Origin of the sequence: Cellulosilyticum sp. WCF-2 (genome assembly GCF_003990395.1) — a bacterium.
GTDB lineage: Bacteria > Bacillota > Clostridia > Lachnospirales > Cellulosilyticaceae > Cellulosilyticum > Cellulosilyticum lentocellum.
This window is the reverse complement of the sequence record NZ_CP034675.1, coordinates 4,351,069-4,365,354: the sequence shown is the minus strand read 5'-3', so window position 1 is coordinate 4,365,354 and position 14,286 is coordinate 4,351,069. Positions and strand designations below refer to the sequence as shown.

The 14,286-nt window shown below is 33.4% G+C and carries 12 protein-coding genes; 10 read left to right on the top strand and 2 right to left on the bottom strand.

Features of this window, described 5'->3' with window-relative positions:
- Positions 1–353: 353 nt before the first annotated feature.
- From EKH84_RS19820 to EKH84_RS19805, 5 genes are all read left to right on the top strand, one after another.
- A complete protein-coding gene (locus EKH84_RS19820) occupies positions 354–1,250 on the top strand; it encodes a DNA-3-methyladenine glycosylase family protein (protein ID WP_013658301.1) in 897 nt (298 codons plus the stop codon).
- 260 nt (positions 1,251–1,510) lie between these two features.
- A complete protein-coding gene (gene groES / locus EKH84_RS19815) occupies positions 1,511–1,795 on the top strand; it encodes a co-chaperone GroES (protein ID WP_013658300.1) in 285 nt (94 codons plus the stop codon).
- A 150-nt stretch (positions 1,796–1,945) separates the two neighbouring features.
- Positions 1,946–3,580: a chaperonin GroEL gene (gene groL / locus EKH84_RS19810; protein ID WP_013658299.1), complete on the top strand. Its 1,635-nt coding sequence runs from the start codon at positions 1,946–1,948 to the stop codon at positions 3,578–3,580.
- Positions 3,581–4,188: 608 nt separating this feature from the next.
- On the top strand, positions 4,189–4,338 hold the full coding sequence (locus EKH84_RS22275) for a hypothetical protein (protein WP_190283409.1): 150 nt from the start codon (positions 4,189–4,191) through the stop codon (positions 4,336–4,338).
- Positions 4,339–4,424: 86 nt separating this feature from the next.
- Positions 4,425–5,162 (top strand): hypothetical protein, encoded by a 738-nt coding sequence (locus EKH84_RS19805; RefSeq protein WP_127067635.1) that lies wholly within the window; start codon positions 4,425–4,427, stop codon positions 5,160–5,162.
- Positions 5,163–5,227: 65 nt separating this feature from the next.
- Here the strand turns inward: EKH84_RS19805 and EKH84_RS19800 are convergent, their stop codons facing one another.
- Positions 5,228–6,772, bottom strand: a complete 1,545-nt coding sequence (locus EKH84_RS19800) for a S1C family serine protease (protein ID WP_127067634.1) — start codon at positions 6,770–6,772, stop codon at positions 5,228–5,230.
- 211 nt (positions 6,773–6,983) lie between these two features.
- Here EKH84_RS19800 and EKH84_RS19795 point away from each other — a divergent pair, with 211 nt between their 5' ends.
- Together EKH84_RS19795 and EKH84_RS19790 are read left to right on the top strand one after the other, a co-directional pair.
- Positions 6,984–7,760 (top strand): hypothetical protein, encoded by a 777-nt coding sequence (locus EKH84_RS19795; protein WP_127067633.1) that lies wholly within the window; start codon positions 6,984–6,986, stop codon positions 7,758–7,760.
- Between the two features lie 40 nt (positions 7,761–7,800).
- Positions 7,801–8,529: a hypothetical protein gene (locus EKH84_RS19790; protein WP_127067632.1), complete on the top strand. Its 729-nt coding sequence runs from the start codon at positions 7,801–7,803 to the stop codon at positions 8,527–8,529.
- Positions 8,530–8,699: 170 nt separating this feature from the next.
- On the opposite strand, the gene EKH84_RS19785 is transcribed toward EKH84_RS19790, so the two are convergent.
- Positions 8,700–9,539 (bottom strand): undecaprenyl-diphosphate phosphatase, encoded by an 840-nt coding sequence (locus tag EKH84_RS19785; RefSeq protein ID WP_013658298.1) that lies wholly within the window; start codon positions 9,537–9,539, stop codon positions 8,700–8,702.
- A 207-nt stretch (positions 9,540–9,746) separates the two neighbouring features.
- Here EKH84_RS19785 and EKH84_RS19780 point away from each other — a divergent pair, with 207 nt between their 5' ends.
- From EKH84_RS19780 to guaA, 3 genes are all read left to right on the top strand, one after another.
- Positions 9,747–10,259, top strand: a complete 513-nt coding sequence (locus EKH84_RS19780) for a DUF6106 family protein (protein WP_127067631.1) — start codon at positions 9,747–9,749, stop codon at positions 10,257–10,259.
- 692 nt (positions 10,260–10,951) lie between these two features.
- On the top strand, positions 10,952–12,406 hold the full coding sequence (gene guaB, locus EKH84_RS19775) for an IMP dehydrogenase (protein WP_013658296.1): 1,455 nt from the start codon (positions 10,952–10,954) through the stop codon (positions 12,404–12,406).
- Positions 12,407–12,668: 262 nt separating this feature from the next.
- A complete protein-coding gene (gene guaA, locus EKH84_RS19770) occupies positions 12,669–14,210 on the top strand; it encodes a glutamine-hydrolyzing GMP synthase (RefSeq protein ID WP_127067630.1) in 1,542 nt (513 codons plus the stop codon).
- The last annotated feature ends 76 nt before the right edge of the window (positions 14,211–14,286 follow it).

Sequence of the window (14,286 nt, the reverse complement as noted above, 5' to 3'; positions counted from 1 at the left end):
TATACAATAATAAAAAATAATTACCTACTAAATTAATAAATTTAATCAAGTACTAATTGGTATATAAAGATAGAGAGTAGATTTAGAGCGTATTATAATCTAGAGAAACTGTCCTTAAGAAATAATGATTTATTATACTTTTATTGATAATGTTGGAATAAGAGTGATATGAGAAAGGTAAAAAAGAAAAATAGTTTATCTATAACGAGTGTAAAATAATAAATATTATGATAATATAAAAGAAAAATTAACAATCATTAATCATATTAAGGGACAAAAAATTACATAAAAATGGATATTAGTAGACGAAATGGTAATAATATGAAAGAATGAAAAAGTAAAGGGTGTGGAACATGAATAATATGGTAATGCTCAATCATGTAAGTCACTTTAATATTGGACAAATTTTAGAAAGCGGACAAGTGTTTCGCTTTGAAAAAATTTCAGATCATAGTTACCTTTTAAATGCCAAGCAAAAGTTAATTAAAATTACTCAGCAACCAGATTCTAGCAGTGTAGCGATTTATAATACTACTGCTAGTGAAGTAGAAGAAATCTGGATGAATTACTTTGACATTAACACAAACTATGAAAATATTACAGCAACATTAGCTGCAAAGGATGAATGGATGGCAAAAGCTGTGGAGTTTGGTAAAGGCATTCGTATTTTGCGTCAAGATCCATGGGAGATGCTTATTTCTTTTATTGTCTCACAGAATAAATCCATTCCTCATATTAAAGCTTGTTTAAAGAATATAACCAATAAATTTGGATTCCCAATTAATGAAGTCGATGGCATGGGAGAACATTATCATTCATTTCCAACACCAAAGGAGCTATCTCGTGCCACAGAAGAAGATTTAAGAGAATGTAAAGTAGGCTTTAGGGCACCCTATATAATGGATGCTTGTCAAAAAGTATTAAATGGTGATGTTATTTTAAACGATTTATATATTATGCCTATTGAAGAAGCTAAAGCCAAGTTAATGACTATAAAAGGCGTAGGGCCTAAAGTTGCAGACTGCATCTTATTATTTGCTTACTCTAGGATGGAGCTTTTTCCAACAGATGTTTGGATTAAAAGAGTAATAGAAGGCCTTTACTTTGAAGGTAAAGATGTAAAGTTAGAGGAAATACAAAAGTTTGCAAGTGAGTACTTTGGTGAATTGGCTGGTTATGCTCAACAATATCTTTTTTTCTATGGAAGAGAAAATGCGCTTTTTAAAGATATAAGTAAGAAAAAAGCATAAAACAGAGAAATATAAGAAGAACGTATAAAAACAAGAGAAAAAAGTTAAAAATAAAAGTAAATCATTAAAAATAGAAGCAAATAAAAGAAATTATAAATAAATAAATTAAATATGTTTAAAATACCTTAAATAAGGTAAAAATTGTATTTGCAATATAAGGTATAATGCCATAATATTATAAATATCAATTAGCACTCAATCATAGTGAGTGCTAATAATACAAAAACAAACTATTAAATATAAACAGGGAGGTTTTCTTTATGAACTTAAAACCATTAAGCGACAGAGTTGTAATCAAACATCTTGAAGCAGAAGAAAAAACACAATCAGGAATCATCTTAACAGGGACTGCTAAAGAAAAACCACAAGAAGCAGTAGTTGTAGCAGTAGGGCCTGGTGGCGTTGTAGATGGACAAAAAGTAGAGATGCAGGTTAAAGTTGGAGATAAAGTAATCTACTCAAAATATGCAGGAACAGAAGTAACATTAGACAAAGAAGAGTATGTTATCGTTCGCCAAGGTGATATTTTAGCAATCGTTGAATAAGCTATTATATGACCTAAGGGAGCGTGTTTTCTTTAGTTTAAGTTTATCTAGCTAAGCATATGAGTACTTAATATAAACAACATAGGATAGTTTGAATAAACTAGTCTAAATAATAGAGAGTAAAAACAATAATTTAGGGAGGCTATAAACATGGCAAAACAAATTCGTTTTGGATTAGAAGCAAGACAATCACTTCAATCTGGTGTAGATCAATTAGCAAATGCAGTAAAAGTAACACTTGGACCAAAAGGTCGTAACGTTGTATTAGATAAATCTTTTGGTACACCACTTATTACAAATGATGGTGTATCTATTGCAAAAGAAATCGAGCTTGAAGATCCATTTGAAAACATCGGAGCTCAACTTGTAAAAGAAGTTGCTACAAAAACAAATGATGTTGCTGGTGATGGTACAACAACAGCTACTGTACTTGCTCAAGCAATGATCACAGAAGGTCTTAAAAACATTGCAGCAGGTGCAAACCCAATTATTGTACGTCGTGGTATGAAAACTGCAACAGAAGCAGCAGTAGAATCAATTAAAGCAATGAGCCAAACTGTTAATAGCAAAAACCATATTGCTAGAGTAGCAGCTATTTCAGCTGGTGATGATGAAGTAGGTAACTTAATTGCTGATGCTATGGAAAAAGTATCAAATGATGGTGTTATCACAGTAGAAGAATCAAAAACAATGGCAACAGAATTAGATGTAGTTGAAGGTATGCAATTTGATAGAGGATACTTATCAGCATACATGGTAACAGATACAGAAAAAATGGAAACTGTATATGATAATCCATACATTTTAATTACAGATAAGAAGATTTCTAATATCCAAGATATCTTACCAGTTCTTGAACAAATCGTTCAAACTGGATCTAAACTTCTTATTATTGCAGAAGATGTAGAAGGTGAAGCACTTACTACTTTAGTATTAAATAAAATCCGTGGTACATTCAACTGTGTAGCTGTTAAAGCACCAGGCTTTGGTGATAGAAGAAAAGACATGCTTCAAGATATTGCGATCCTTACAGGTGGTACAGTGATTTCAGAAGAAGTAGGTCTTGAACTTAAAGATGCTACAATTGACATGCTTGGTCGTGCAGCAAGCATTAAAGTAACAAAAGAAAATACAGTAATTGTTGATGGTGCTGGAGATAAAGCGGCAATTAAAGAAAGAGTTGTTCTTATCCGTAATCAAATTGAACAATCTACATCAGACTTCGATAAAGAAAAAATGCAAGAAAGAGTTGCAAAACTTGCTGGTGGTGTAGCTGTAATCAAAGTTGGTGCAGCAACAGAAACAGAAATGAAAGAAAAGAAACTCCGCATTGAAGATGCTCTTGCAGCTACACGTGCAGCTGTTGAAGAAGGTATCATCGGTGGTGGTGGTAGCACATATATCCACGTTGCTAAAGACGTAGAAAAATTATTAGATACAACAACTGGAGATGAAAAAACAGGTGTACGTATTATCCTAAAAGCATTAGAATCTCCACTTTACCAAATCGTAGCAAATGCAGGTCTTGAACCAGCAGTTGTTATCAATAAAGTAAAAGAACTTGAAAAAGGAACAGGTTTCAATGCTCTTACAGAACAATATGTAAACATGATTGAAGGCGGTATTATTGACCCAACTAAAGTAACAAGAAGCGCACTTCAAAATGCAACATCAGTAGCGTCTACATTCTTAACAACAGAATGTATCGTAGCTGACATTAAGAAAGATGAACCAGCTATGCCAGGTGGTGGCATGGGCGGTATGGGTGGCATGGGAATGATGTAATCCCACCCCAAATAAAGTAACAACTACTTCTCCAATATTTTGGAGAGTTGAATAAAGGATGTTCTTATCTAACAAAGTTAGATGGAACATCCTTTTTATATGTCTATATAGTAACTGGATAGTGAGAATGCCCTGAGTAATGTATTAAAAAGACCTTGTTCTCAATTTTTAATAGAAAATTTAAGAAGAAGACCTTTTTTGTGGTAGGAGAATATAAGGCATATAGGAGGAATTACTTATGGTAGCTTGATAGGAAACAATGATAATAAAAAAGTTCAATGAATCCAAAAAATCCCCTATTAGATTAATAAGCAAGGATATTAAGAGAAACAATAGAAGTAGGTTGAAATAGAGAAGCAAGAGTTAAAACATAGGAAAAAGATACGGATTTATTTTAATGAGAGATCTAATGTAATAAAAGTAGGATAAGGTACAATATATTTGACTTGAAAAGTATATGATTAAATATTAAAATAATATAGAATATTGTAAATAAATAATGATTAAGAAATAAATAAGGAGGATAAATAGATTAATAGAGGTATGCATGACTGCAGCAGTAGTTGCTAGGATAATAATCGATTGACTAGTAACTGGTATAGTACGTTTTGCAACTCCAATTTGAATTTGATTTAAACAATAAGTTTCATATTGAAGTAGAACGTATAGATGATGATGGAGACATAGGGATAGAAAAAGACATGGGGTTAACTATGGAACTTAATGTTTATGTTGAAAAATTGGAAGATGGTTTTTGAAGATTATGAGCATCAATGTACATAGAAGTAGATGCTACATGATATTTCGAAATACCTTAAGAATAAATAAAAGGGGAATAGTAGTAATGAAAAAGTGGAGTGTATTGTTAGGTAGTCTATTAATAGTAATAGTAAGCGTTACAGGTTGTGGGATTAAAATAACTATAGGTGATGAACCAAAAACTAAAGAGCAACAGATGGAGGATGAAATCGCTAAAATATTAGAAGATAGCAGTATAGATGAGACTTTAGCTGGAATTGAGCAGGGGGTAGACACTAAGATTAGGGATTCAGAAAAAGAAGAAATAGAAGTAGTTGTGGAAGAAGAAGAGCCAGTTTCAGAAAAACAGCCTCCAAGAGAAGTAATACCCTTACATGAATATAATATGTACGATTGTATTTATAGCGAAAGGGAGAGCGAAGGCATACCGTATATATCAGGGGAATATGAAGAAATAGATTATGCCTTTGAAGTGTTACAGAAATATTTTGCTGGGGATAAAGAGGTATATAATGTATTACTAAGTAGCCAGTCAAGTGAGACTGAGCCTTTTGTATTAATAGGAGAAGATAGAATTAAACAATATGAAAAGAAACTCAAACTCTATAAGATCCAGTTAGATATGGAGGAAGATGAGTTCTTTGATACAGAAATTTATTCAGTAGAATATAATGGTTTCGAAAACAGCACAAAAGAAACAGGGGTAGAGCTCTCAATTTGTCTAAAACTAATGCCACAAGGACAAGACATTGAGGTTACAAAGTTCGTAACTGCATATGTAGTAGACTATAAAGATGAGCTAGGCGTATTATTATATTTTTAAAAACGAAGAACATAATAGAGTAATAAATAAAAGGCGAGTGAACATGTACTCGCCTTTTTGAGTGTTTATTGATTAAATAACTGTGAAAGTGGTTGAGCAGAAATGCTTTTATAAGAAGTATTTTGCCATCCAGAAGTATCATTAATGACGTGCTGAATATCTACAGCTAAAGAGATATCGGCATAGCCAGACATAATCATTGTATTAACTCCGATTACCTCACCCTTTGAATTAAATAAAGGGCCACCACTATTACCAGGTGCCAATGGCAAGCTAGATTGAAGAAGTGTCACACCTGATTCTTCCCAAGTATTATTAAATAGACCTACAGTTACTGTATTATATAAGCCTAGAGGACTACCAATAGCTAGTACTTCATCTGCTTTACTACAGGTGTCAGCATTACCAAAAGAAACAGGTTCACCGACTGCAGTAGCTAGTTTTAAAATTGCTAAATCTAAATCAGGATTATAATCGATAACGCCTAGAACTGTAGTGGTACTGCCGTCTACAAAACGAATAACACCTTCAGCTTGTCCGTCAATAACATGATAGTTGGTGGCAACCACACCAGGGGCAATAATAAATCCAGAGCCTTGGCTTGTTGGACCTAAGAAAGTAACTGTTTTGGGGTCATTTTCCTTAATGATTTGTTTAATATCAAGTGAAGTTGTATCGACAGAACTTGATGTATCTTTATTTTCGTCAAGAAGAATGGTACTTTCTACAACTACTCCATCTTGAGAAGCAGTGACATTATGGTCTTTAATAACATCAAGTTCAGATCCTTTGCCTAATAATTTAGCTTTAAATGCTTCTAAATATGCCTCAGGTTTATCAGTAGTGTCTTGTTCACTATGGATATAGCTACAATATTTTTCAATTTTATAACCTGTTTCTTCAGCTACTACAGTACAAGTACCTATATATTGCGTTTCTACTACTAAATCTGTTCCTACTTGTTCGCCTTCAATGGTTAAGATAACCCCCATTTTATAAATACCATTTCCACCACTTAATACTTTAATGGCATCAACAGATTTTACGAGAGATGAAATAGCCGACGGAGGTTTATCAGGGGAGTGTTTAGTAACAACACGACCATGGCTGTCAAGAACCATATCATCATAAAGTGACATTGTATAAGATTCAGGAAAAGGTACATCAGCATCTTGAGAAGCGTAAACTTCATAGAAGGCTTTGTAATTTGGAGAATACATATTAAATTGAGCATCGTAAGTTTTAAAATCTGGATTACCTTCCATATAACCATAGTTGTTCATTTCAAACCAATCAGTATAAAATTGGGTTGTGAAAGCAATTACATCATCGATTTCCTTAGAAGATGAAATTTTGAGTGGTGAATTTAAGGTAGTAGAGGGGGGGGCAGCAGAAGAATTAGGCGCTTTAATCTTGCCTGTAGTCTCCTTTGTCTGTTCAGTATCGTCACTAGCGTTTTGAGAGTCTTCGGTTTCTGATATATCAGATGTTGAAGGAGAAGAAGAGCTAGGTTGATCACCAAAAGAAATAGTTACTTTTCCGCAGCCACAACATAAGCATAAGATTGCCATAGTTATGAAAGTAGGTAGCTTTTTAAAATGCATTTTCATATAAATAGTCCTTTCTAATATTATCTTATATATGACATATTATACAAAAGATAATATTAAAAGTAAAACAAATAATCAAAAAATATTAAAAAAATAAAATATATTGAAAAAACATAAAATTTAATTTATAATCTTGTTTATTGTACATGGTAAGTCAAAAAATGTTGGATATAGTGACATACTGTGTTATTACTTCAAGAAGGAGAATAAAATGGAGAAGAAAAAAGTTGTTATTGGTGTAATCGGTGTAGTTTTGATATTAGTGATAGGGATTGTAATAGGTGGAAAAGTACATATAACAATTGAACCTAATGAATCTAAAGTAACAAGTGGTGAAGCAGATAAAAATAACGAAGAAAAGCCAAAAGAAGATAAATCAGTTAAGACAGCAGAAAAGGAAGAATTAGAGGAATCAGTCGATCAAAAGGATAAGAATGGTAGTGGTTCTGTCATTATCAAAGAAAATGAAGAGCAAGAAGTAGTACCTGAAAAAGATGATAACACTTATTTTGCTAAGAGCCAATTTAAGACAAGTAGTTTTTCAGAAGATCAAGTGGACACCAAAATATATGATGATGAAGAAGGAAAGAATTATAAGCTCGGTGAATATGCTGAAATTGATGAAGCCGTTGAAGTGATTCGTCAATATTTAAATGGTGAAACAGATTATTATAGCCAATTAGTAGAGCCAGGGGAAAGTAGTCAAGATGAAGAGAAATATTTTATGCTAGCTGGTGAAGAAGCTTATAAGGATAGAGATAAAGATTACCTATTATTACAAACCCAATTTGAATTTGAACCAGGCACTAAAGTGGACTTTGTTATTAATCGAGTAGAATATGACGGAGAAGACTTGGCATATGATGTAGGCGCAGGCTTGATGATCAAATATAGTGCTTATCCTGAGGGAAGTGAATATGGCTTTTGGGATATTATGTCCATCACTGTATATAATATTGATGGAAAATTGTATTTTAGAGTTTTTTAGAAATTAATACAGATAAAAATAATAATAAGAGAGGGAGAATATGAGAAAGTGGTTTGCTAGTATAATCTTAATGGCTATACTCATTACAAGTAGTATAGGATGTGGAAAGGTACATATAACTTTAGGGGATAATAAAAGTGAAGAAGAAAAAATGGAGGAAGAGATTAATAAGGTATTAGAAGATAACTCCATTGATGAGAGTCTAGAGGAAATGCAAAAAGGAATAGATGCTGTTAATGGGGAATCAGAGGAAGAAGAACAGAAAGAAGACATAGAAGAAACGCAGCAGAAAGAAGAAAAGAAAGATAATAGTAAGACTGTAACTAAAAAGTCTATAGATGATTATAGCGTGGATGATTATATATATAGTGAAGATGATGATATGCCTTATGTAGAAGGTGAGATAGAAGAGGTGGATTTAATAGCAGAAATTATCCAGGGAATGTATAGTGGAGATGAAAGTTATAAAGAACATTTATTGACCTATGAATCAGGAGAATATATACCAATTACTGATGAGGATATAAAAGCTATAGAGAAAGAGTTAAAATTAATTAGAATTTCTTTAGAGTTAACAGAGAAACAGAAAATTGATACAAAAGTATTCAAAGTAGAGTATGATGGATTTGCGACTTTTGAAGAGGAAGCAGGTTGTCACCTGACTGTAGGATATTATATGTATCCTGAAGGAGCAGATAGTTATACGTATCAGTTTTGTGCATTTGATATTATAGATGTAAATGGTGAAATGAAAGCTATTTACTATTAAATCAAACGCTATATTAAAGGTTAAATATTTATAATAAGCAATACAAATAAAGCAGCTAAGAGGATTAATAACTCCTCTTAGCTGCTTTATTTATTACTGGTAGTCATGGTAAATTGGGATGAATGAATAGTGAATTTAATGAAATTATAGTATAGCCTATCAAAAAGATATTAAAATAGCCCAAGCATACCAACGCCTAGTACAACAAAAGCAAAAATGATACGGTAGATAGCAAAGACTTTCATTGGCTTCTTTTGAAGGTAAGAAATGAAAGAACCAATAACCGCTAAGGCCACAATGAAAGAAACTACAAAGCCAATACCAAGGGCAATCCATTCACTTGCTAAGAGCGTTCCTTGAGCTTTTAAGATATTTAAAAGTGCTTGGCCAAACATAACTGGAATGGCTAGGAAGAAGGAATACTCAGCAGCAGCTACAGTTGAAAAACCAGCTACCCAACCACCTATAATAGTGGAAGCAGAACGAGACATACCAGGCACAATAGAGAGTACTTGGAATAAACCTACAATAATGGCCATTTTAGCTGTGATTTTAGTAGTAGACAGAGAAGTGGTTTGATTACCACGTAATTTGCTTTCTGCATACATCATCCAAAGACCACCTACAAATAAAGCACATGCTACGACAAGAGGATTAAATAGCTTTTCCTCAATTAAATCATCAAAAGGAATACCTATAGCGGCAGCAGGAACACATGAGATGACAATCATAAGCCAGAAATAAAGACCACTTTTTTCGAAAGAAACATTTTTACTTGGAAACAAATGAACAATGGTATCCCAAATTTTCTTACGATAAAGAACTAGCACAGCTAAGATAGCGCCAAGTTGAATAACCATGGTAAACATATTAGCAAAAGCTGTGTTATCTGAGAATTTTAATAGGTTACTAAAAATAATAAGATGACCTGTAGAGGAAACCGGTAAAAATTCAGTTAGTCCTTCCACAACACCTAATATAGCCGCTTTTAATGCAAATAATAAATCCACTTTACAAATCGCCTCCTAAATCGCATTTGTTTATAATTTTTATACATAACTAGTTTATAATAGTTTATGAAAACAAGCTATCAAATTATTACATTTACTGATAATATTATAATTATAAAAACAATAACAGTAAATGTTGAAAAAATAGAGATTCTATAGTATTTTTATTATAGAGAATAAGAGGCGAAAAAGGAAGGGTAGAAGAATATGTCAGAAACATTTAAAGAGTATCTCATTAAGCAAAAGAAATCTTCAACTGATATTTTAGCTCAAATCGGATTAGTTGTAGCAACAATTATTCTGATAGGAGTTGCTTTTATGTTGGGTGGGGATTTTATAGGGCCGATTCTAATTGTAGGTATCCTATTTGGAGCAGGCTTTTTATTTAGCAGATTTAGCAGAGAGTATGAATATATTTTAACTAATAATGAATTAGACATTGATGTTATTTATAATCGCTCAAGACGTAAAAGAGTAATGACGATTGATATGAAAAAAATCGAGATTATGGCCAATATTAAAGATGAGCGTCATCAATCAGAACTTAATAAAGGATATAAAGTAGTTAATGTAAGTGATAATTCAAAAGATGAGAATACATATGTTATTATGACACAAACCCCAGCTAAAGGAGCATGTAAGGTAATATTCTCACCTAATGAAGCTTTTGTAAATGACTTATTCAGACAAGCACCTAATAAAGTTTTTAAGAAAATATAATAATAATCAATAAAGAAAGGGAAACTATTTTGTAGGTTCCCTTTCTTTATTGATTATGGAAGTAGATTGATTACTGGGTTAATCAATCTGACGTAGAAGGAATTTTCACATCGTAAGCATAAGCGTACTCAAGTTAAGGTTTCTAAACTATTCAGCCATATAAGCTATGAGGTAATAAATAGTTTCTCTCATTTCTAGCATTATAATACGAAAGTTACTATATATCCTAGTGACTGAATAGCTATAAAATTTTATAGTCAATGAATGTTCGATAAATACAAGGTATAATAGAAGATATTCTGAATTTAAGAATACAAATGTATGCAAGTGACGTACAAATAAGGGGCTAATCACATTCGTTTCTCTTGCTTAAGGTAGAGAGTAAGCTATAAAATAGTTACTTCTCGTCAAATAAAATCTACGAAAGGACTTATATCTAAATAGTATAAAAAAGATGATTAGTAGGGCAATTGCGTCCATTAGAGAAGTAAATAAATATATTTTTCTACAATAGGTTTATTAGAATTAAAAAAGAAATAAGCAAAATAAACAAGGATAAAAAGGATGTCCGTCACAACTTGACAATACCTTTGAAAATGTGATAAAGTGTACAAAATATATCAATATTATTTTAACGTTCGAGTTTTTATTCAACAATAAAAACTATTAGCACAACTTTAGGAGGCCAAGCAATGTCTAAGATTTTAAAAGAAGGTATCACATTTGATGATATCTTACTCGTACCTAATTATTCTAATGTATTACCAAAGGAAGTTTCTTTAAGTACAAAACTGACTAAGACGATTACATTAAATATTCCATTCATGAGCGCGGGAATGGATACAGTAACTGAAGCGAGAATGGCAGTTGCTATTGCACGTCAAGGTGGTATCGGAATCATTCATAAAAATATGTCTATCGAAGCACAAGCTGAAGAAGTAGATAAAGTAAAACGTTCAGAAAATGGCGTTATTACAGATCCATTTTCACTTTCTCCAGAGCACTATGTATATGAAGCTAATGAATTAATGGCAAAATACAGAATCTCAGGTGTACCTATTACAGAGGGAACAAAACTCGTAGGTATTTTAACGAACCGTGACTTACGTTTTGAAACAGATTTCAACCGTAAAATTAAAGAAGTGATGACAAGCGAAAATCTTATTACAGCACCAGAAGGGACAGACCTTATGGAAGCTAAGAAATTACTTGCTGAGCATCGTATTGAAAAATTACCTCTTGTAGATGCAGCAGGTAACCTCAAAGGCCTTATTACTATTAAAGATATTGAAAAAGCAATTATGTACCCTAATGCTGCAAAAGACAAACAAGGACGTCTTTTAGCGGGAGCAGCAGTAGGTGTAACTATGGATTTACTTGATAGAGTAGATGCCCTTGTAAAATCTAAAGTTGACGTTATCACAATTGATACAGCACACGGACATTCTCAAGGGGTGTTAGATGCCGTTAAGAAAGTAAAAGCTAAATACCCAGAACTTCAAATCATCGCAGGAAATGTAGCAACAGCAGAAGCTACAGTAGCACTTATTGAAGCTGGTGCAGACTGTGTTAAAGTAGGTATTGGACCAGGTTCTATCTGTACAACACGTGTTGTAGCAGGTGTAGGTGTACCACAAATCACAGCAGTAGAAGATTGTGCAGCAGCAGCAGCTCCTTATGGCGTACCTGTTATTGCAGACGGTGGTATTAAATACTCAGGAGATATCGTAAAAGCAATCGGTATGGGAGCAAGCGTATGTATGATGGGATCAATGCTTGCAGGTTGCGAAGAAAGTCCAGGAGAAATTGAATTATACCAAGGAAGAAAATACAAAGTATATAGAGGCATGGGTTCAATTGCAGCTATGGAAAAAGGAAGTAAGGACCGTTACTTCCAAGCAGATGCGAAAAAATTAGTACCAGAAGGTATTGAAGGCCGTGTTGCATACAAAGGTTATGTAGCAGACACTATCTTCCAAATGGTAGGTGGACTTCGTGCTGGTATGGGTTATGCAGGTGCAAGTTCTATTGAAGAATTACAAGAAAAAGCTACTTTTGTAAAAATCACAAGTGCTGGTCTTAAAGAAAGCCATCCACATGATATTCACATTACAAAAGAAGCACCTAACTATAGTGTAGATTTCTAAGGCAAAATAATGGGGGATGTTGCATAAACATATAAGGTTTCTCATATCTAAAATATGATTATGTGGCAGCCCCTTCTTTATTAATTAAAAATTAGAAATAAATCATTAAGAATAAATCATTAATTAGAGATGCTGAAGCGTGAAAAGCTAGCTTCATTATTTATTAGTATGAATTAATAAAGATATATAGTTACGAAATGAATATCCTTAGAGACAGAAGGATGATATAATAGATGGAAGAAAAATCAAGGAGGCAAATGGCATGAATCATGAGTTAGTAATCGTTCTTGACTTTGGTGGACAATACAACCAATTGATTGCAAGACGTGTTAGAGAATGTAATGTATATTGTGAAGTACATCCTTACAATATCAGTATAGAAAAGATTAAAGAAATGAATCCAAAAGGAATCATCTTTACAGGTGGACCAAATAGCGTATATGGTGAAGATTCACCACTTTGTGATAAAGCACTTTTTGAATTAGGTATTCCTGTACTTGGAATTTGCTATGGCTCACAGCTTACAGCTCACCTTTTAGGTGGTAAGGTAGCAACAGCGCCAGTTAGCGAATATGGTAAAACAGAAGTAGATATAGACACAGCCTCTAAGTTATTTGCAGGTGTGTCACCAAAAACAATTTGTTGGATGAGCCATACAGACTATATTGAACAAGCACCAACTGACTTTACTATTACTGCACATACACCAGTTTGTCCAGTAGCAGCAATGGAAAATGTAGAAAAGGGAATCTATGCAGTACAATTCCACCCAGAAGTAATGCATACACAAGAAGGTATGAAGATGCTTTCTAACTTCGTTCTTAACATCTGTGAATGTCAAGGCGACTGGAAAATGGATTCTTTCGTAGAAACAACTATTAAAGCACTTCGCGAAAAAGTAGGCAACGGTAAAGTATTATGTGCCCTTTCAGGTGGTGTTGACTCATCAGTAGCAGCAGTTATGCTTTCAAAAGCTATTGGTAAACAACTGACATGTGTATTCGTAGACCACGGTTTACTTAGAAAAAATGAAGGGGATGAAGTAGAAGCTGTATTCGGACCAGAAGGCCACTACGACCTTAACTTCATCCGTGTTAATGCACAAGAAAGATTCTACGAAAAACTTAAAGGCGTAGAAGAACCAGAAGCTAAAAGAAAAATCATCGGTGAAGAGTTCATTCGTGTTTTTGAAGAAGAAGCTAAAAAAATCGGTACAGTAGACTTCCTTGTACAAGGAACAATCTATCCAGATGTTATTGAAAGTGGACTTGGTAAATCGGCAGTGATTAAGTCACACCACAATGTAGGTGGACTTCCAGACTATGTAGATTTCAAAGAAATCATTGAACCACTTCGTCTTTTATTTAAAGATGAAGTACGTAAAGCAGGATTAGAATTAGGTATTCCAGAATACTTAGTATTTAGACAACCATTCCCAGGTCCAGGACTTGGTATCCGTATTATCGGTGAAGTAACAGCAGAAAAAGTACGCATCGTACAAGACGCAGACTGGATCTACAGAGAAGAAATTGCAAAAGCAGGGATTGCAAAAGAAATAGGACAATACTTTGCAGCACTTACAAATATGAGATCTGTAGGTGTAATGGGAGATGAAAGAACTTACGACTACGCAGTAGCCCTAAGAGCAGTAACAACAAGCGACTTTATGACAGCAGAATCAGCTGACCTTCCATGGGAAGTACTTGGAAAAGTTACAACTAGAATTGTAAATGAAGTTAAAGGGGTTAATCGTGTACTTTATGATTGCACAGGGAAGCCTCCTGCAACGATTGAATTTGAATAGATAAATAAACCTCTAAGAATGTTGAGTTTTCAATATCCTTAGAGGTTTTTATATTTCAAAAGGTACTGGAAAGGTA